The organism is Methylobacterium sp. NPDC080182 (genome assembly GCF_050281105.1).
GTDB lineage: Bacteria > Pseudomonadota > Alphaproteobacteria > Rhizobiales > Beijerinckiaceae > Methylobacterium.
The window spans coordinates 185,622-205,102 of sequence record NZ_JBNNWO010000014.1 but is presented as its reverse complement, the minus strand read 5'-3'; the positions used below and the strand labels follow the sequence as shown (position 1 = coordinate 205,102).

The following is a 19,481-nucleotide window of genomic DNA, read 5'->3' as shown; positions in this document are numbered from 1 at the left end:
GGCTTAGCCCCCGCGGTGTGACTTGCATTCAAACCAACCGCCGCGTCCCTTGGAGGTCAGCGCGCAATCTTCGTATTGGGGTGGAGTTCGACAACCATTCCACAGCTTGGCTCATGCCGTACGCGATCGCGTCGCGACAATACGTTCGATGAAAGCTTCATCGACGAACGGTACCTGCGCGTAACAGAGGTCGCGTTCACCCTCGACCTTCGCCAACACGTGACCCTTCCCGAGCAGTCGCTCTGCACCCTTCTCGCCTAACGAAATCTCCGAGGTTCCTTCCGAGTCCACGCGTAGGATCAGCCGGTTCCCGAGATTAGCGCGCAACTGCATCGGCATGACGTTCGCGTCCGGCCTCTGCGCCGCGAAAATCAGGTGGATGCCGGCGGCGCGCGCCTTCACGCCCAGCCGGCCCACCGTGGACGAGACTTCCCGCTTGTAGTCCTCGACCAGCATCCATTCCGCGAATTCGTCGTGGATGAGCCAGATCACGGGGAGCCGTTCGGTCGGCGCGACCTTGGCATTAAAGGCGGCGAGGTTGTTCACCCGTGCCGCCTTGAAGCGCGCGTAGCGGGCGTCCATCTCGGCGACGAGCGCCTGCAGCCGACCGCACGCCTCGTCCTGGTTGTCGATCACACCCCCGTCGAGGTGCGGGAGGTCATCGAATGCGAAGTAGTCCACCCCTTGCTTCGGATCGACGAGCACGATGCGCGCTTGCTCCGGCGTGTTCGTGGCGGCGATCCCGAGGATAAGGTTCTGCATGAGCACCGACTTTCCGCTGCCCGTGCTGCCGGCGATGAGCGTGTGGGGCGCATGAGCACGTCCCGGTGACAGCACCAGGAGCTCGTTGTCGTCCTCGCGCACGCCAACCAGGAGATCCTGGTTTCCCCAACTTCCGGTCGGTGGCTGCCAGCGCGACCAGAGGGCGCGAACCCCCACCTGTTGCCGGCGGGGCCGCTCGACCGCGAGCGCCACGGCCCCGGGCTCCGCGCGCACGGAGACGACGTTCAGGCCGTAGGTCGTCAGTAGTTCCGAGCGGCGCCGGACGACCTGCTCGACCGTCAGGGATGAGGTCCCGGCGAACTTGAGGAGGGCGCTATTCGGCGTGAGCGTGGACGACACCGACTTCGCCTGGAACCGGAGCTGCTGGAGTGCGCTACGGGTCGCGAGCGACACTTCCTTGAGCCAGCGTTCGTCCTCTTCCGAGGAAGCGCCTGCTTCTGGCTCGGCCAGGAGGCTGGCGACCTCCGGGTCGGCCCATGTCCCGTTCGCGGCCGACCGGTCTTTCGGTGCCGCAGAGTGGACTGGCTTCGCGCCGGCTTGAGCCTGCACGGCACTAGGCTCGATGGGGTCCGTCGTATCCTCCGGACTTGGCCCTGCGACCGGACTGGGCGTGTAGGTCGTCGAGCCGGCGCCATCCTCCATCCCGATCGCACGCCGTATGTCAGAGGGGTCGCGGTCGAGGGCGTAGCTCGCCACCAGCTCGCGTACCCGGGCCCGGCCGTAGGTCTCCTGGTACGATGAGCTCAGACCCGGCACCTCGACGGCAGCGGATAAGTCCGGGCCGTCCGCTGGGTCCGGAACGAACACGTGCGAGTAGCCCCTCACGGCGATCTCACATCGTCCTTCCCGGACCGCCCGGGCGATCGATGCCAGGTCGATACCGCTCGCCGCGGGCACGCGGATGCCGTCGATCAGTAGGTCCGCAAGGCGGCCGAGCCAAGCATCTCTGTCCATCCGCGCGGGCGAGGCGTGCAGCGCTTCCGTCATCCGGAGGAGGGTTTCTCGTAGCTGCTTCTGCGAGTCGCGCCGGGCCTTCGCGGTGGCGTCGGCGTGGACGTACTTCGCCTCGGACACGATCAGGTCGAGCCGGTAGCCACCCTCCGTGACGCTCGGTGCGAGCGCGAGCAGGTCGGCGAGATGCTCCTCGCGCTGCCCGAGCCATGCCGCGTAGTCGTCGAGGAAATACCAGCCGACGAGCCTGTCGCCGAGCTCCTTCCTCACGAGGTAGCGGCTCAGGACGAGGCCGATCAGTTCGCTCGCGCTACGCCCCCTGCGTGCCGCGCGCAGGACGATGTCGCCGGAAACCTCGTTGGCGTCGTCGATCATCCTGTCGACCAGCTTCGCGCGCGCCGCGTCATCGAGGTCGAGGTTGAGGGCCCGGAGCCTCGCGCCGACCATCGAGCGCAGAAGGGCGAGCGAGGCACTCGACGACACGACCAGGTTCCGCCCGTACGTGTCCGTTTGCCGGAACCGGATGATGCGGACCCGCTGGTTCAGCAGCTGCCTCCGGTCCAGGAGCTCGTCGTAGTTGGCGACCCAGTTCGCGAGGTTGTGGGTCTCCTCGAAAATGCGCGCCGTGCGCTCGTCGCGGAAGTCGAGTTGCCGCGCGGGCACCAGCCGCCTTCCGTCGACCGCTGCATCTCCGAGCGTCATGCGGGCGACGGCGTCGAGGTAGGCCCATCCCTCCTCGCCCTGCACCGGGCAGCAAAGATAGCTAGCTGACTTGAGGTCGTCGTCGGCCGCCGGTCGGCGTCGGGACCATCGCGAGGGCAGCAGGACCTCGGTCGCGGCGGGCGGGCCGTCGACGGGCAGCCACTCAAGCCTAGCGTGGCGGGAGACCACGTCTTGCGAGAAGACGATGTCGTACGGACGCCCGTCCCGTGGGTCGGGCGGGGGCGCCTCGTCGGCGGCGACGGAGATGCGGAGCCGGGACATGAAGTCCTGTGCCGCCTCGCTGGCCCCCGCCGTGGCAGCCTCCGTGGTCGTGCTCTCCTGGAGGGAGCGGTACAGGTCGCGGAGACGGACTGGATCGACGTGGCGCAGCAGCAGCTGGCAACGCGTGTCCTCACCGTCCTCGTCCATCGATCCGAGGCGGTCGATCACGGCCTGCGGGAGACGGGCCGAGTCGCAGTTGAACAGGACGACCGCCATGTTGGCGCGCTCGTGGGGATGAAGCGCCAGGTAGCGTCGGACCAAGTCGATCACGGTCGCGGCCCCGTCGGCCGGGCTCTCGTTGGTGTCGACGTCCGGGCCCGCGACCGGCGACTCGTGCAGGCTGTAGTCCTGGACGAAGTCAGTCGCGGCGAGCACGGCTAGTTGGTCGCCCGACCAGCCCAGGACGACCTCCGGGTAGAACGGATGCCCCAGGTCGCGCCTCACGTCCTTGAAGAACAGGCGCGTGTCGCCAAAGAGGAGCTCGCCGGGTTCGACGAGCCGGCGGACCAGACCTCCTATGAGCTGGGCCTTTCGCCACGCGGCGGCCAGGCGCAGGGGGTGCCAAGGAAGCACGACTGAAGCCGGCGAGCCGCCGTCGACAACGGCCGTGCCGATCTGGAGAAGGGGTCTCAGCAGCCCTTCGCGGTTTATGTCGCCCGGCGCGCGGTCGACGACCATCTGAAGCAGGTCTGCGTAGGCCCGCGCCTGGGAGAGATTGCCCGCCGACCCGGCCCCCGCGGTTCGGAATTCCCGTATCGCGGAACCGTAGGCGGTCTCGAAGGCCTCGAAAGCCCGCAGCATCGCGGCCGAGTCCGTCTCTGTCAGCTTGCCCTCCGCCCGCCTCGCCGCGAGGTTCGTGCGCCAGGTCGCGCCGAGATCCCGCTCGCGCTTGTAGACCGGGATGAACGAGCCGCGGTCGCGGTCGAAAGCCGGCACGAGGGTGCGCACGTCGGATAGGTCGATAGTTGAGGCTCGGGCTCGCGCGCCCGACTGCTCCCGACTCGCGCGGCAGGTGGTGAGGGGGCGCGTCTCCAGCCGTTCCCAATCGGACGCGAATTGGCTCACGACCGCGTCCGACTCGTACACCCAGACGAGCTGGGCCGAATGCGTGTCCGTTCCGCCTGAGCCGAGGTCCGTTTCCAGTTCAAGGTTGAACCGAAGCTGGAGCGCCGCCTTGGACTGCGAACGGTTCAGGTTCGACGAACCCGCGGCACGCCATTCAGCCAGCAGGTTCGGGAACTCGAAGAGCTGGCCGACGTCCCACGTCACCCGTTCGCCCAGAAGAGCGCGGAGGCCCGCGTAGCGAAGCGCGAAGTAGGTGCCGGCCTCGACGTTCAGGTCCCTCAGCTCGCGCTTGGTCGCCCGATCGCAGCGGACCCGCAGCCGGCGTCCGGTGCCCGGCGGGGAACGATTGATCAAAGGTTCGAGCGAGGAGGCCAGCCCCACGAGGAAGTCGGCGCATTCGAAGGGCCGGCCGTAGACGAAGCGGTCCCAAGCGGACTTGAGCTTGCGGTCTTCCTTAAACTCGGTCCGGCGGCTCTCGTAGAACGTTACGTCATCCGGGGACGCCTCGGTCGTGCGGCGCGAGGAGAGCCGCTCCAGGTACTGCCTGTCATCCTCCGACAGCACGCCCGGCTCGCCCTCCTCGTAGAACTCCAGGGTGCGGCGGCCGAGGTTGAACTTCTCGCGCTGGAGCCCGTCGAACAGCGGCTTGACGTCCTCCCACTCGCATTCGGCGAGCGCGGCCGCGGCCTCATTCCAGCCGGCCGGGGCGGCGATGAACGTCTCCACGGCCCCGTGATGGACGGCGGGAATGACGTCCCGCACCCGGTCGAACGCCTTCCTGAGCTCGTCCTCGCCGAGCGCGAGCTGCGCGCTCGTCTGCTTGACAAGCAGCCCCTCGCGCCGAGTCCGGGCGGAGGAGAACTGCGCCTTCCAGGCGGAGGCCCGGCCGCGGACGCCTTCCTTGACCGCGAGGAAGTAGCACTGGTCGCGGGGAAGCCGTAGCGCCGGCATTGCCGCGCCGAGCGCGTGGACGAGCGGCAATCCCTCGACCGCGACGGCCGCCCGGGTCCGCAGCACGTAGCCGGCGAAGCGCTCTAGGGATGCCACCCGAAGGTCACGCAAGCCAGCCAGGGCCTTCTCCCACCAGCGCGCGTCCGCCTCGGACAGGGCGAGGTCGTCCGCGGCGGCGCGCACCCAGAGGTCCGGTCGGTCCAGGAGCTCCGCTGACCCCACCCTTGCCGCTTCCTGCAAGGATTGCTGCTCCTCGTCGCCGACGTTCGCGAGGAGGAAGGCCGACTTCGTGCAGGTTGCGTTCCGGAAGTGCGTCGCTGGGAGGTCGGTGAGTGCATCCGGCGGCAGCTGCGAGCCTCCGACGAGCTTTCCGGGCAGCTTCACCTCGATCCGGGGAGAGAGAAACGGATCGGCGAGCACCGCGAGACCGATGGCCGCGGTGATCTGGGCGCCGAGGCAGTCGAGGGCGTACCGCGCAGTCCCCGCCTCGGTGTCCATCTCGGTCGGCAGCTGCTCGCGCAGGTACAGGACGGCGAGGCGCCCCAGCAGTTCTAGGACGGTCATCGGGCAGCCCTGCGGAAGGGATTTTCGACATAGGCGCAGGCGTCGGACAGCCGCCGCAGGAGACCCAGCGCCTTCAACCGCCTCTCAAGGCGGTCCGCGTTTGCCTGGAACGCCTTGAAGTCGACGTCCCCGGCCTCCAGGACTGCAGCGGCCTCACGGTCGCCGAAAACGAGTCCGTAGCGCTCGTGCAGGAGGGCGAGGAACGCCGAGAATTCCATACGCACCTCGACGTTCGCGAGGATGACAGCCTTCAGGAACGCGTCTGTCGGAGCGTAGCGGAAGCGGTTCGTTCCGCGGCGCGAGACGAGCCCCACGCCCGTCCCGTAGCTGCGGTGGACCTGGGCGACGTGCTGCCGATGCCGCGCTAGCGCGGTGCGCCGTAGGTCGGCGAGCAGGCGTTCCGGCTCTGGGGGACCGACGTAGTCGTCGGGTTTCTGCGGCCAGCGAACGCGGCCGCTCATCAGCGCCTTGCAGAGCGCGAAGCCGTCGGGCTCGACGGCGGCGCGAAGCCATTCCTCGCTCTCGCCGATCGATGCGACGTAGCGTTCGACCGCACGTGCGGGAAGCCCATCGTTGCGGGCGTAGCTGGCCACCGAGAGCTCGCGCACCAGGGTCTTGCGGGGTGCGACCACCTCGCAGACCAGCGACGGACGGTCCTCGCCGAGCACCTCCGCGGCGACGCGTAGCTGATAGAGCAGGATGTGCAGGGCCCCCAGCGTGGCGAGGTGGGGGTAGGCGTCGAAGCGCGGCAAGCCCTGGCCAAGGATGGCGGCCCAATCTTCGGCGAGCGCGTCGAAACACGGGTGGCGCTCGAATGGGAGATAGCTGTTCCCGCGCACGTGGACATCCTCGGGGATGTCTGGCTGCATCTTGCCGAGCAGGCGGTCCGACGGATCGCCTCCCTCGAAGGCCCGCCCGAAATGCGTTGCGAGCTCGCCTGCGCGATCCGAGCGAGCGAGCATCTGGTAGAGCAATTCGCCCGGGAGCCCGAAGTAGATGTATTCGCGGCTCGCGTTGCCGGACGCGACGTTGAGGTCCTCATATAGCGCGTGCGGCCCGAACGGGAACACGAAGCGCGAGCTCCAGCGTTTGTTGGAGCCGGCCTCGATGGTTGACGAGCGCAGCATCCCGACCAGCGCCACGAACTCGCGGAATGACGGGAAACGGGCGCGGAGGTACGAGAAGTCCCGCGAGGGTACCGCCTGAGCGTTCTCGCCCATCCACTCCAGCCACTTCGCCCAGGCGGTGCCGTCGTCAGCGTATCGTTCGGCGATCCTGACGAGGCTCTCGTTGTTGTACAGGATGTTGCGCAGGTACATGCGCTTACGCGGACGATACTGGAGGCGGTACGGGCTGCCGTCCGCCAGGAGGGTCCCGGCCCGGTGCTGGGCCTCGGCGACGACAAGGAACTCCATTAGGATCAGCCACGGGCTCTGAGAGTCCCAGAGCCGGTGGCCCCAGATCTGCTCGTCTATCCAGAGCTTGTTGTCGGGGTGGTCCTGTGCGGGAGGCGGCGGTGCCGCGACGGCGGGAGCGACGCTCATGCCGGCACCTCGATCACCTCGTCCCGGGGATTGCCGGTATGGTCCAGGCTGAGCAGGCGGAACGTTATGCCGTCGGCGTGCTCGGTCGGGCGCGAGGCTTGCATCGCTGAAAGGAGCGAGCTCTTGAACGCCAGGATGTCCTCCAGGCACTCCCGCGAGAAGTTGCCTGGCAGGGCGCCCTCGCCGACCCGCACGAGGAACTCGTAGCGGGTTAGGTTCAGCGCGAGGGATCGGCTGACCTCCTGGTCGAAGTGCACCTCCAGGGTCGGGAGGCCTCCAGCGAAACCGACGTCAACCCGCTCGCGCCGGCGCGGCGCGACGGAGATGCGGTCCTCCAGGAGCTGGCTTGTGCCGCCCCCCGACGTCGCGAGATTGCTGGCGAGGAGCAGCTCCCGGTCGGTTGAGACAAGCAACCCGGTGAAGACGCGGTTGAGCCCATTAGCCAGCTTGGCGACGATGCGGCGCTGGACGCGCCCCCCCGCCTTGGCCACCGCAGCAACGTCCCTGAGGTACTCGCCCGCGCGAGTGAAGACGGTGAGGTTCCAGAGCGAAAGGTCGTCCGCTTGTTCGTCCGGAATCTTGAAGAAGAGGGCGCGCCTCTGGTCGGCCAGCATCTCCAGAAACTCGCCGCCCTCGCCCTCGGAGGGTTCTTCCAGGTACTCGCGTTGTGCGGCGCGGAACCGGTCGGTCGCTCCGTAGAGGTCGTCGGCGGCCAGGAGGACGTCGTGGTATGGACGCAGGACGTCGTCCTCGCTCCCGAACACGATGATGTTGTCGATCCTGTTCGTCGTCTCCTGCCCGATGCCGAAACGCGCGAGGTAGTCGAAGATCTCAAGACCTTGGCGCTTGGTCGCGCCGAGGTTAGAGCCGAAAAGGTTTGCGTATAGGCTGGCCTGTCCCTCCGTACCCGCCGCGACCACCTCGCGCACGTCCGCCGCCTGGAGCAGGCGGTCCCGGGCGAGCGGGTGACCCAGGAGCGCGTTCGCGAGCAGCATCAGGACGCGCCTGATCGGGGTATGGAGCTCGGCGTACTCGCAAAGCTCGAACAGCGCGCGCAGCCGCGAACGGACCTGCTCGGTCCGCAGGAGCTCGTAGTTGCGGCGGATCGGGCATCTGGGGCCGAAGAAGCCGTCGGGGACGGCTTCCTCCTGGCACGCCGCCCAGCCCTCGTGCAAGACGATTGCGTCCAGCGCGAGGTCGAGGATCTCCGGGCAAGGCGTGTCGCTGAGGTTGAAGAAGCGCAGGGCGGGCGCGTCTTCCGGATCGGGCTCGCCGACCAGTCGTGCCTCGATCAGTTGATGCACGCGCAGCCCCGCCGGGTCGTCGCTCAGCCGGCGCCACGACTCGACGAGCTGCCCGTCGTTGGCGGCCAGGACGAACCAGCCGCCCCCGCCTTCACCGAGCGCCGCGCGGCTGGCCTCCAGCAGGAGGTCGCGCTTGGACGCGTAACCACCGACGCCGCCGGAGGCGAGCGCGGTCAGGTCACGGATGACCGACACGTTTACGACAAGCCCTCCGACTGTCGCCGAGGTCTCATGGAACGTCTCGTCGGAAGCCCAGGCCGCGGGGTTGCCGCCGAACGCTTCCCAGAGCTTTCCGCAAAGATGCGTCTTGCCGTCGCCCGCCGTCCCGGTGAGGACGATCAGCCCGCCTTCTTTATCCGCGTCGCGGACGGTGTCGAGCACCGCCCGTTCGAGGGGATGAGGAAACGCCGGCGGCCGAATGCCTAGGCGCCGTGACGAGCGGCGGATGTGCTCGTCGAACATGTTGTCGTTGCGGGGTATAGGGCCGTACTGCCGGAGAAACCGGATCCAACGCTCGCCTCCGGTCATCCACTCTACCTGATCGCGATTGACGGCCTCTCGGTCGAGGATAACGCATTCTGACCTTCCGCCAAGGCGCGTTCTTCCAGCCTGAGGTTTAGGCCCGCGAGAGAATGAGCCAGCTGCGCTCCGCCCCTGTCTTGGCCGTCTCTACGCTCCCGAATGCCCGCCGGTCCCTCCAAGCAGGGCGCTCAACGCGGCCGAGATACTTTTGGGCGGAGCGCAAGTAAGCAGCAGCAGCGTCCCTGATTCCATCGCTTTTGGCCGAGACCGACCCACGGCGCAGGCAAAAACGTGCGGAGGAACTTCATCTCGAAAGATGACATCATCTGTGAGCTTGACCGCGCCGAGGAGGCAGACTGCATCGATCCGCTCGTTCGCCTAGTCCGTTACAACCCCGAGCTCCGCGAGGACCTGGTCGACCACTGCGTCGAGATCCTACTGATGGAGTGGCGCGCCGCCCACGACCGGGAGCCGCCGTGCCCGCCGATTGATGAAGCCGAGGCGGTGCGGTCGCTGGCCCGCTTCCCGCGAGATCGCGGCCCAAGTCCGCCGCCCTATGCGAACCCTCGGTGCGGTGCGAAAATCTTTCCCAAGCCTCAGCAGCTGAACCGGTGAAAGCGCTGGACTGAAAATCCGGAGAGTGATGTTCGAATCGTCACTGGGGCACCGCCATCCATGGCTGTGATCGCCCCGCGGGACGATCATAACGGCTGACCTCTGAGGGAACGGACCGCCGATCCTGTGGATGACCACTCCGACGGTTACAAACGAACCCGAGGGCGGCGGTTACAAATCGGATCAAACGGCGGTGTAGATGATCCTGCACTTCGCTTATTTACAGCGACTTAGCTAGGGTCGCGCATAGGTGGCGGAGACGGAGGGATTCGAACCCTCGATACCCATTTCTGGGTATGCTCATTTAGCAAACGAGTGCCTTCAGCCGCTCGGCCACGTCTCCGGCGCTCTGGCTCTAGAAGGTCGGATCCGGCGGGTCAACCCGATCCTGGCGGGCGGCGGCCACGCGGCGGCGCTCGACGTGCTTGGCGACGCGCAGATGCCGCGAGATCGCGTAGTTCATCGCCGTCAGGAAGCCGTAGGTGCCCCGCACGAAGTGGCGGCGGCCGAGATAGGCCTTCAGGAAATTGCCCGGCAGCTCGACGAACACCCGCCAGGTCGGGATCACCACGCCCCGCGACTCCAAGTCGTCCGCCTGCTGGTCGGAGTAGCGGTTCAGCTTGTCGAGCTGGTCGCCGAGCGAGCGCACCGAGAAATGGTGGATCACGCCCCGGAGCCGGCCCGGCTTCACCCCCGGTTCCAGCGCCACCCGGTCGTGGACCGGCGAGGCGGCGTAGCGGCCCTTGTCCTTCCGGTAGAGCCGGACCGGCGTCAGCGTGTAGGCGAGCGGGTGCGGCCGGCCCTCGCCGGGGAAGATCTCGGCGATGCCGATCCGCCACGCCGGCCGGCGCGGCTCGCCCGCGGCCCAGAGGCCCCGGATCTCCCGGGCCAGCTCCGGCGGCACCACCTCGTCGGCGTCGAGGTTCAGGAGCCAAACGTGCCGGCACTGCTCCTCTGCGAAGCGCTTCTGCGGGCCGTAGCCCGGCCAGGGATGGTGCAGCACCCGCGCGCCCAGCGACTCCGCCAGGGCCTGCGTGCCGTCGGTGGACCCGGAATCGACCACCACGAGGTCGTCGGTCAGGCCGCGGACCGCCCGAAGCGTCGCGCCGATCCGGTCCACCTCGTTGTGGGCGATGATGAAGACCGACAGCGGCAGGGGCCCGTCGGCTCCCGGGAGCGGCCTGGGGGCGGCGGCGCCCTCCGGAGCGCGGCTCACGCCAGCCAGTCCGGCACCCGGTCGAGGGCGATCAGGGCGTCGACGTCGAGGCGCGGGCGGACCACCGCCGCGCGGTCGCCCCGCACCAGAACCTCCGGCACCAGCGGCCGGGTGTTGTAGGTGCAGGACTGCACCGCCCCGTAGGCGCCGGCGCTCATCACGGCGATCAGGTCGCCGGGCCTCACCTCCGGCATCTCGCGGTTGAGGGCGAGGTAGTCGCCGCTCTCGCAGACCGGGCCGACCACATCGGCGACGAGGCGCGGCGTCTTGGGACCCGGCTCGATGACCGGCCGCAGGCCGTGATAGGCCTCGTACAGGGTCGGGCGGATCAGGTCGTTCATCGCCGCGTCGACGATCACGAAGGTCCGCCCCTCGCTGTGCTTCACGTAGAGCACCCGCGTCAGCAGGATCCCGGCATTGCCGACGATCATCCGGCCGATCTCGAAGACCGGCCGCAGGCCGAGGGGGGCGAAATGCGGCCGCAGGGTCGCCGCCAGCGCGGCCGGGTCCGGCGGCGGCGCGTTGTCGTCGCGGTAGGGGATGCCGAGGCCGCCGCCGAAATCGATGTGGCGCAGGGGATGGCCGGCCGCCAGCAACTCCCGGGCGAGGCCGGCGAGCAGCCGGGCCGCGTCGGCGAAGGGCGCCAGATCGGTGATCTGGCTGCCGATATGCATGTCGACGCCGTGCACCGCGATCCCCGGCAGGGCGGCCGCAGCGGCGTAGACAGCCGGCGCCCGGGTGATCGGGATGCCGAACTTGTTCTCGTACTTGCCGGTGGAGATCTTGGCGTGCGTGCCGGCGTCCACGTCGGGGTTCACCCGGACTGAGACCGGCGCGCGGAGGCCGAGGCCCACCGCCACCTCGGACAGGACCGCGAGTTCCGGCTCACTCTCCACGTTGAAGCAGAAGATGCCGGCCCTCAGTGCGGCCTCCATCTCGGCGCGGGTCTTGCCGACTCCCGAGAACACGATCTTGCCGGGGTCCACCCCGGCCGCCAGGGCCCGCTGCAGCTCGCCGCCGGAGACGATGTCCATCCCGGCGCCCCGGGCCGCGAGGGTCCGCAGGACGGCCTGGTTCGAGTTCGCCTTCATGGCGAAGCAGACCAGCGCGTCGTCGGCCGCGAACGCCTCCGCGAAGACGCGGAAATGCCGCTCCAGCGTGGCGGTGCTGTAACAGTAGAACGGTGTGCCGACCTCCGCGGCGAGGCCGGTCAGGTCGACATCCTCGGCGTGCAGGCGGCCGTCGCGATAGTGAAAATGGTGCATCTCGGCCGTGTCTCGTCGCCGTATCTCGTCCCGCCGGAGCGCGGGCTGTTTCCCGTGAAACACCCCGCCGCAGGCCGCGGCGGGCGCGCGCCGGTGGCGGGGTCCGACCGAGTCCGAGCGGGGTCACCGGGCGCGCGGCACCGCGACGACGTGCCGGCCTCCGCCCTCTACAGCAGCGGATCCAGAATGAAAGGCTCCTTCGGCACCCGGTAGCCGCGCCGCGCGCCGCGGCTGGTCTCGACCGGCGCCTCGGTGCCGCCCGGCGGGACCGCCGCCGCGGAGAGCTCGTCGCCGGCGCGCACCGAGGCCGGGTCCGGCTCCGGGGCGCCGCCGCCGAGGCCGACCGAGACCGGCAGCGTTCGCCGCCCGGTCGGCGCGTCCGCGCTGGCCTGCACACCCGCCCGCGGGGCCGCCGTCTGGGGCGGCTCCAGCGCACCCCGCCGCCCGCAGGCGGAAGCCGCCAGGGCCACGAGGCCGGACACGGCGAGGAGTTTCAGGGCGGGTTTCGACAACATCGCGCGAGGGTCCGGCGGGCTCGGCACCGGCACGCGAGGGCCGGCGGGAGCGCTACCTTAGCCGTTGCCGCGTCCCGGCGCGAGCGCCCGTCCGCCACAGGCCGGCCGCGGCGCATGGTTGGGGCCCGTTCCCGCGGCTCCCGGCCCGGCCTCGACAGCCGGAAGGCGTCAGCCCCGCCGCTCCTTGCCGCCCTGCGAGCCTTGCCGGTTCTTGGCGGGGGCGTTCTGCTGCTGCTCGGCCTCGTAGGCGTCGATCGCCCGGCGGCAGTTCTCGCTGAGCTTCTTCCAGTTCTTCTGGAAGCAGGCATCGGTGGCCGGATCGTCGGGGGCCAGGTTGCCGCAATAGGTCAGGTAGTCCCCGGTGCAGTACTTCTTCAGGGTCTCGTTGCCGCGCTTCGTCTGCTGCGCGGCTGCCGGCAGCGTCAGGGCAACGGCCGCCGCGACGGCGAGGACGATCGGCTTCAGGCGCATGGGTATCCGTACCATCTGTCGAAGTTGTGAATGCAGGACGCGTCGGCGATGCGATGATGCCTTTGCGTGGTCGAAACAAGGCAGTCATCGCAGGTTTTCGGTTGCGTTCCGGTCGCCAAACCCCGTTTCGGGGGTGGATCGGCTCAGACCCGCTCGGGTTCCGGCATCGCCGCCGCGGTCCGCGGCATCCGGCCCGGGGCCGTGAGGGCCTCGGCGACCTCGACGATTCGCCGGCGGAGATCGGCGTTCTCGCGCTCGATGCCGGCCTGCCGGTCCGGCGGCGGGTTTCCGGCCCGGTCGTGGCGTTCGTTCTGGCGGTCGGCCACGGTCAGGGCCAGAGCTTCCTCGGCCGCCTTCAGGCTCGCGCGCAGGTCGTCGCGCTCGGCCGCCAGCGCGGCGGCGTCCGGTGCCGGCGCCGCGCCCTGCCGGAGCGCCAGGAGACTGTCGAGCAGGTCGGCATGGGCGTCCTCGAGAGCCTGGAGCGTGGCGAGGCTCGCGCTCCCGTCCTCCCGCGCCAGCGTCAGCTCGGTCTCCAGCTCCCGGGTCTTGGCCTGGGCCTGGGCGATCTCGGCATCGCGGGCGGCGACGTCGCGCGCCAGGGCGGCGACCCGCATCGTCCCGGCCCCGATCGCCGCCATGTCGGCCTGCCGCCGCGCCTCGACGGTCTCGACCCGGCGCTCCAACCGGCGCTGCTGCACGGCGAACTGCGCGCGCAGGAAGTCGCGCTCGGCGGCGATCTCGGCCGGCGACAGGGGCAGGCGCGCCTCGGCCCGCCGGCGCTCCAGGCGCGCGGCGCGGGCATTCAGGGCCGGCAGAAGCAGCAGGCCGCACAGGCTCGCCGCCAGGAAGCCCAGCGCGAAGATCATCACCGTTTCGATCACGAGGGTGCAGCCCGCGCATCCGGCCGGAAAACCCGACCCAACTCCACTCTAGCCCAGGTTGGCCGCGAGGGTGAAATCCCGCGGGGCCGGTCAATCAGAACGCGTTCCGACGCCGTCCCGGATCAAGGCCGGCTCAGGCCGGATCAGGCCGGATCAGAACGGGTTCCACGTCGGCTCACGGGTAAACTTCAGATAGCCGACATTGATCCCGAGCCGCGCGCCGACGCCGCTGCGGATCGGCACGACGATGACCCGGTCGTTGACCACCGCGGTCATCCCGAAGCCGCCCACCAAGTAGGCGGAGCCGTCGACGCCGGCGAAGCGGCGGTACAGGTCGCGCACGTTGGGCAGGTTGTAGACCAGCATCATGGTGCGGGCGCCGTCGCCGCCGACATCGAAGCCGAGGGACGGGCCCTGCCAGTAGATGCGCCGCTTGCCGGCGTTGCGGGTGTAGAGCGTGCCCTCGCCGTAGCGGACGCCCGCCACCACGGCGCCGCCGCCCTCCTGGCCGAGGATGTAGCCGTTGGGCTCGCCCCAGCGCCGGCCCGCCTCCTCGACGGTGAGCGCGAGGCCGCGCGACACCGTACCGAAGAACCGATGGCCGGATTCCACGATCTCGCCGGGACGGAAGGTCTCGGGCGTGTCGAGATCCTCGCCGGCCGCGCGGGCCGCGCCCGCGGCGCCGAGGAGGGAGCCGCTGAGGGGCGCACCCAGCGCCAGGCCGAGGCCCGCGCGCAGGAGGGTGCGGCGGTCGGTGCCGCGATCGGTGCCGCGATCGTCTCGTGCCGTCATCGTTGCCTCCTCGCCCGGTTCGATTAACGGTTCGTGCGATGGACCTGTGCCGCTCTGTCCCGCCGGGCCGGCAGAGGCCGCGCCGGGCGGATGAGTCGGACCAGCTTCTGAGGGAATCCGCAAGATGTGGTTAACGCGTCCTGACCCCGCAGTCCGCATGGCCGGGCGGTCGGGCGCGCGCGTCCCGCGGGCGGCGCTCACGCTCGCGCGGGCGGTGGGGCTGTCAGCCGCGCTGTCAGCCGCGCTGGCGGCCCTGCCGGCGGTCGCCCCCGGCCACGCCGCCGCGGAGGAGGGCCTGACGGCCCGGACGCGGATCGAGCTGCTGACGCTCAACGGCTTCGACCCGGTCAGCTACTTCCTGGAGGGCGGGCCGCAGGCCGGTCTGGCCCGGTTCGAGCTGTCCTGGGGCGGCCAGGTCTGGCGCTTCTCCAGCGGCGCCAACCGCGCCGCCTTCCGGGACGACCCGCCCGCCTACGCGCCGCGTCTCGGGGGCTACGACGCCGCCGGGATCTTGGATGGCCGGCTGGTGGACGCCGATCCCCTGGTCTTCGCGGTGATCGACGAGCGCCTCTACCTGTTCCGGGATGCCGGGCGCCGCGCCCGGTTCCTGGCGGAGCCCGGCCTGGCCCGGCAGGCGGAGGCGGCCTGGCCCGCCGTGCGCCGCCTGCAGGATGTCCCGCCCGACGCCTCGCCCGACGCCTCGCCCAAGGTGCCGCCTACGGATGCGCCGCGCTGAGCGCCGCCGCCGGCCGGTCGCTCGCGCGGGCCGGCAGGGCGAGCCGCGGGGCCAGGGCGGGGTCCCCGAGGGCCGCGAAGGGACCGTTGCGGTGATCGGGTCCGTGCTGGCCGTAGCGGATCGGGCCGCCGCCCGGCACCACCACGCAGCCGCCCGCCGCCGCGACGATGTGGTCGCCCGCGGCCGTGTCCCATTCCATGGTCGGGCCGCAGCGGACGTAGATGTCGGCCTCGCCTGCGGCGATCAGCCCGAACTTCAGGGCGGACCCGACCTGGCGCGTCTCCACCACCGGCAGCGCCGCCAGGCAGGTGGCGGTCTCGGGATCGCCGTGCCGCCGGCTGCCCAGGGCGACGAGGCCCGTCCCCGGCGCCGCCCGCGCGCGGACCGGCCGCCCGGCCCCCGGCCGGCCCGCGATCACGGGGCCCTCCAAGGTCGCAGGGCCGGCCCACCAGACGCGGCCGAGGCCGGGGGCCGCCAGCGCGGCCGCCACCGGGCGGGCGCCCGACACCAGCGCGATGTTGACCGAGTAGTCCGGCGTCCCGGCGAGGAAGTCGCGGGTGCCGTCCAGCGGATCGACGAGGAAGAAGAGATCGGCGGTGCGGGTCGCGTCGCTCTGGGCGCGCTCCTCGGCCACGACCGCGATCCCGGGGAAGCGCCCGGCGAGGGCCTCGACGATCAGGTCCTCGGCCTCGACGTCGGCAGCGCTGGAGGGTGAGCCGTCCGGCTTCAGGGCGTGGGGGCAGGGACCCCGGTGGTAGCGGCGCAGGATCTCCCCCGCCGCGCAGGCCATCTCGGCGAGCGCCGCGGCGATCCGCTCACGCTCCGGTCCCGAGATCGTCGCCGCGCCCATCATGATGCCTCCCGACACCGCCCTGAATGCCCGAGCGGGGGGTGAATGTCGACGGCCACTGGCCGGAGCGCCGCCTCATCGGCGCTCCGGCAGCTCCCGCGCGGCGGCCGGCATCCGAACCGTCCGCCGGATCCGCGCCAGCAGGGCCTGGCTCCGGCGGCGGTGGCGGCGCAGCTCCGCCGCGAGGCCGCGCGCGTCCGGGAGGCCCACCGCCTTGGCGATCTGCCGGGACGCGGTCTCGGACGGTTCCGCGGCGGGATCGGTCATCACGAGCCGCTGCCACTGGTAGACGGCGTCGAGGAAGCCGTAGGTCTCGGCGAGGGCCTCGCCCGCCGCCGCGGGCAGGAGGCCGCGCGCCGCCGCCTCGCGGAAGAGCGACTCCGCGCCGAGGCCGATGCAGCCGGGCCAGTCGCGTGCCTGGCTCAGCACGATGGCCTGGGCGAGGAAGTCGAGGTCGAACAGCGCGCCGGGGGCGAGCTTCAGGTCGTAGGGGCCGGCATGGCCCCGCTCCCGCGCGACCAGGGCCCGCATCGCGCCCGCCTCGGCGCAGACGGCGGCGGTCTCGCGCGGCTGCCGGAGGATCCCGGCGATCGCGGCCGTGACGTCGGCCGCCAGGGTGGCGTCGCCGGCGACGACCCGGGCACGGGCGAGGGCCATGTGCTCCCAGAGCTCCGCCTCGCCGCCGTGATAGGCCGCGAAGCCGCTGAGTTGCACGGCGGGCGGGCTGTGGCTGCCGTAGGGCCGCAGCCGGAGGTCGACCGCGTAGAGCCGGCCGCGCCGCGTGGCCGTGGTGAGCGCCGCGAACACGCGCTGCGCCAGACGGTTGTAGGCCACCACGGCGTCGAGGGGACGCCGTCCGTCGCTGGTGCGGTTCTCCGGGTCGAAATCGTACAGGAACACGAGGTCGAGGTCGGATTCCGCGCTGAGCTGGCGGGATCCGAGGCGGCCGAGCGCCAGGATGCAGCAGCGCCCCGCCGGAACCGCGCCGTGGTCCAGGGCGAATCGGCGCTCCTCCGCCTCCAGGCTCAGCGCCACCGTGGCCTCGGCGATCGCCGCGTAGGCCTCCCCGGCCTGGCGCGGGGTGAGGATTCCCGACAGCAGACGGGCGCCCGTAACGAAGGCCATCTGCCGGGTGGCGTCCCGGCAGCGGTCGAGGCTCTCCTCGTGGCTAGCCGGCTGGCCCAGGAGCGACCGGTACTGCGCGCGGACCTCGTCGGGATCCGTGGTCGGCGTCACGAAGTCGGCGTCGAGCACGGTGTCGAGGACGTGCGGGCTCAGGCCGACCGTGTCGGCGAGGCGCGGCGCCGTCCCCAGGATGTCGGCGAACAGCAGGCGCAGGCGCTCGTGCGAGCGCAGGATAGCGAGGAGTTCGGCCACCGCGGGCATCCGCGCGAAGGCCCGGTCGAGGGCGAGGAGCGCCGCGTCGGGGTCGGCGGTGCCGCCGAGCGCGCGCAGCAGCGCCGGGAGCATCTCGGCGAGGATCTCCCGGGCCCGGCCGGTCCGCAGGGCCGGGCGGCGCCCGAGATGCCAGCCCTGCACGGTCTCCCAGGCCAGGGGCGGGTCCCGGAACCCGAAGGCGCCGAGCCGCGCCAGGGTCTCGGGATCCGGCTCGCTCTCGCCGAAGATCAGGGCGGCCCCGTCGGCGCCGGCCTCCGGCTCCGCCTCGAACAGCAGGGCGTAGTGCGCCTGGACCCGGCCGGCATGGTGGAGCAGGGCCGCCTCGAAGGCCGCCAGGTCGGGGAAGCCCGCGAACAGGGCGAGCGCGGTCAGCGCCTCGGTCCCGGTGGGCAGGCGCTGGGTCTGCTCGTCCCGGATCATCTGGATCCGGTGCTCGAGGGTGCGTAGGAACGCGTAGGCCGCGGAGAGCTCGTCCCGGGCCCGCCCGTCGATCCAGCCCTCCGCGACGAGCTCGCCGAGCATCGCCACGGTCCGGCGGCCCCGCAGGGCCGGCTTGCGGCCGCCGAAGACGAGCTGCTGGGTCTGGACGAAGAACTCGATCTCCCGGATGCCGCCGCGGCCGATCTTGATGTCGTGGCCGCCGACCGCGATGGTCTCGTGGCCGCGGACCATGTGGATCTGCCGCTTCAGGGCGTGGATCTCGGCGATGGCCGGGAAGTCGAAGTGCCGGCGCCAGATGAACGGCGCGAGTTCCGCCAGGAAGGCCTCGCCGGCCGGGATGTCGCCGGCGATCGGCCGGGCCTTGATGAAGGCCGCGCGCTCCCAGTTCTGGCCGAGCGTCTGGTAGTAGTCGAAGGCGAAGCCGGTGGAGAGCGCCACCGCGGTCGAGCCCGGGTCTGGCCGCAACCGGTAGTCGATGCGGTGGACGTAGCCGTCGGCGGTCCGGTCGGCCAGGAGCTTCACCAGCCCCTGCGCCAGCTTGACGAGGAAGGGCTTCGGATCGCCGCCGGTCGCCGCGGCAGCGGGCTCGGCCTCGTAGAAGACGACGAGGTCGATGTCGCTGGAGTAGTTCAGCTCGCAGCCGCCGAGCTTGCCCAGGCCTAGGACGATCAGGCCCGACCCGTCCTGCGGCGCCTCCGGATCCTTGGGCCTATAACGCCCGGCCGCGATCCCCTGCCGGAGGAGCGCCTCGACCGCCCCGCTAACCGAGGCGTCGGCGAAGGCCGACAGGGCGCCGGTCACCGCGTCGAGGTCCCAGCAGCCGCCGAGATCCGCCAGGGCGACCAGGAGGGCGTGGGCCTCCCGGTTGGCGCGCAATTGCCGGCCGACCTCGGCGAGGTCGGGATTTGCCCCACAGGCGGCGCCGACGGCGCGCTGCCGCGCGATGATGTCCCGGCTCGCCGCGTCCGGCGGCTGATCCAGCAGGGCGACGAGCCGCTCGGGCGACCGGGTGGCCGCCCGCCACAGGAAGGGGGAATGATCCGCCAGGCCCAGGAGCAGCTCCCGGCAGGACGGTGTCAGGAAGCCGGCCGGCAGCGCCGGCGCGAGCTCGGCGAGCCGAGCCCCCGCGGCGTCCGGGTCGGCGAGCCCGAGCCGGGGGCGCAGGCGCGCGCGCAGCGTCTCGGCTGGCTTGGCGGCCGCTCCCTTCGCCGATCCGTTCGGGAGACCGGTCTCATCTCTCATGCCGCATCCTCCCTGGCGCGACGGGGCCGGCATCGTAGCCGACCGGGCCGCCCGTGTCCGGTCCGGCGCGCATGGCTTGCGGCGCCCGCCGCGCGTTCACGATGCGGCCAGGACCGGGCAGCGGCGACGCGTTCGCGGCCGCGCGGGCCCGGAATCGGGGGCCGTCCCGGTCTTCCGTCCGATCCGGTAACGCTTTTCAAAGCCGACCGTGGCGTCTATCCGTGCGGACCGGTCGTCGCCCCCGGTCCGGCCCGCGGGCCGCGCGGGATCCCTTCGGGCGACTCGATCGCCGCAGGGGCGGCCGAGGACCGGGCGACCGAGAACCGGGCGGCCGGGAACCGGCAGCCCCAATCGGGGCCCCGGCCCGCAGACGTCCGCACCTCAGATCCGC

Annotated in this window: 13 protein-coding genes and 2 tRNA genes; 3 read left to right on the top strand and 12 right to left on the bottom strand. The window is 71.1% G+C overall.

The genetic code is table 11. The features are described 5' to 3' along the window. Positions 1 to 111: 111 nt before the first annotated feature. From ACQKQD_RS24045 to ACQKQD_RS24035, 3 genes are read right to left on the bottom strand one after another with little or no spacing between them, the layout of a single operon-like run. The gene (locus tag ACQKQD_RS24045; protein ID WP_427509755.1) at positions 112 to 5,298 is read right to left on the bottom strand and encodes an FtsK/SpoIIIE domain-containing protein; all 5,187 of its coding nucleotides are present in this window, start codon (positions 5,296 to 5,298) and stop codon (positions 112 to 114) included. Further along, entirely contained in the window at positions 5,295 to 6,842 is a 1,548-nt protein-coding gene (locus tag ACQKQD_RS24040) for a hypothetical protein (RefSeq protein ID WP_427509754.1), read from the bottom strand. Before ACQKQD_RS24040 ends, ACQKQD_RS24045 begins: the two co-directional genes overlap by 4 nt. After that, positions 6,839 to 8,608: a hypothetical protein gene (locus tag ACQKQD_RS24035; RefSeq protein ID WP_427509753.1), complete on the bottom strand. Its 1,770-nt coding sequence runs from the start codon at positions 8,606 to 8,608 to the stop codon at positions 6,839 to 6,841. Before ACQKQD_RS24035 ends, ACQKQD_RS24040 begins: the two co-directional genes overlap by 4 nt. Positions 8,609 to 8,959: 351 nt before the next feature. Here ACQKQD_RS24035 and ACQKQD_RS24030 point away from each other — a divergent pair, with 351 nt between their 5' ends. Beyond that, entirely contained in the window at positions 8,960 to 9,283 is a 324-nt protein-coding gene (locus ACQKQD_RS24030) for a hypothetical protein (protein ID WP_427509752.1), read from the top strand. Continuing rightward, a tRNA-Phe gene (locus tag ACQKQD_RS24025) sits at positions 9,262 to 9,334 on the top strand. Before ACQKQD_RS24030 ends, ACQKQD_RS24025 begins: the two co-directional genes overlap by 22 nt. A gap of 200 nt (positions 9,335 to 9,534) precedes the next feature. On the opposite strand, the gene ACQKQD_RS24020 is transcribed toward ACQKQD_RS24025, so the two are convergent. The 7 genes from ACQKQD_RS24020 to ACQKQD_RS23990 form a co-directional block, all read right to left on the bottom strand. Further along, positions 9,535 to 9,626 (bottom strand) — tRNA-Ser (locus ACQKQD_RS24020). Positions 9,627 to 9,638: 12 nt separating this feature from the next. After that, positions 9,639 to 10,499 (bottom strand): glycosyltransferase family 2 protein, encoded by an 861-nt coding sequence (locus tag ACQKQD_RS24015; protein ID WP_427509751.1) that lies wholly within the window; start codon positions 10,497 to 10,499, stop codon positions 9,639 to 9,641. Further along, a complete protein-coding gene (gene lysA, locus ACQKQD_RS24010; RefSeq protein WP_427509750.1) occupies positions 10,496 to 11,764 on the bottom strand; it encodes a diaminopimelate decarboxylase in 1,269 nt (422 codons plus the stop codon). Before lysA ends, ACQKQD_RS24015 begins: the two co-directional genes overlap by 4 nt. A gap of 167 nt (positions 11,765 to 11,931) precedes the next feature. Beyond that, on the bottom strand, positions 11,932 to 12,279 hold the full coding sequence (locus ACQKQD_RS24005; protein WP_427509749.1) for a hypothetical protein: 348 nt from the start codon (positions 12,277 to 12,279) through the stop codon (positions 11,932 to 11,934). 168 nt (positions 12,280 to 12,447) lie between these two features. Next, positions 12,448 to 12,750, bottom strand: coding sequence for a hypothetical protein (locus ACQKQD_RS24000; RefSeq protein WP_020094369.1), 303 nt, complete (start codon positions 12,748 to 12,750; stop codon positions 12,448 to 12,450). Between the two features lie 143 nt (positions 12,751 to 12,893). Next, positions 12,894 to 13,616, bottom strand: coding sequence for a hypothetical protein (locus ACQKQD_RS23995; RefSeq protein ID WP_427509748.1), 723 nt, complete (start codon positions 13,614 to 13,616; stop codon positions 12,894 to 12,896). 168 nt (positions 13,617 to 13,784) lie between these two features. Next, positions 13,785 to 14,423 (bottom strand): DUF1134 domain-containing protein, encoded by a 639-nt coding sequence (locus tag ACQKQD_RS23990; protein WP_427509747.1) that lies wholly within the window; start codon positions 14,421 to 14,423, stop codon positions 13,785 to 13,787. A 157-nt stretch (positions 14,424 to 14,580) separates the two neighbouring features. Between ACQKQD_RS23990 and ACQKQD_RS23985 the strand changes: the two genes are divergently transcribed. After that, a complete protein-coding gene (locus ACQKQD_RS23985; RefSeq protein ID WP_427509746.1) occupies positions 14,581 to 15,159 on the top strand; it encodes a YHS domain-containing (seleno)protein in 579 nt (192 codons plus the stop codon). Here ACQKQD_RS23985 and ACQKQD_RS23980 read toward each other — a convergent pair. Together ACQKQD_RS23980 and ACQKQD_RS23975 are read right to left on the bottom strand one after the other, a co-directional pair. Beyond that, positions 15,140 to 16,012: a 3'(2'),5'-bisphosphate nucleotidase CysQ family protein gene (locus ACQKQD_RS23980; RefSeq protein ID WP_427509745.1), complete on the bottom strand. Its 873-nt coding sequence runs from the start codon at positions 16,010 to 16,012 to the stop codon at positions 15,140 to 15,142. The two genes, ACQKQD_RS23985 and ACQKQD_RS23980, sit on opposite strands and share 20 nt — an antisense overlap. Positions 16,013 to 16,084: 72 nt before the next feature. Further along, a complete protein-coding gene (locus tag ACQKQD_RS23975; protein WP_427509744.1) occupies positions 16,085 to 19,090 on the bottom strand; it encodes a bifunctional [glutamine synthetase] adenylyltransferase/[glutamine synthetase]-adenylyl-L-tyrosine phosphorylase in 3,006 nt (1,001 codons plus the stop codon). Between the last annotated feature and the right edge of the window lie 391 nt (positions 19,091 to 19,481).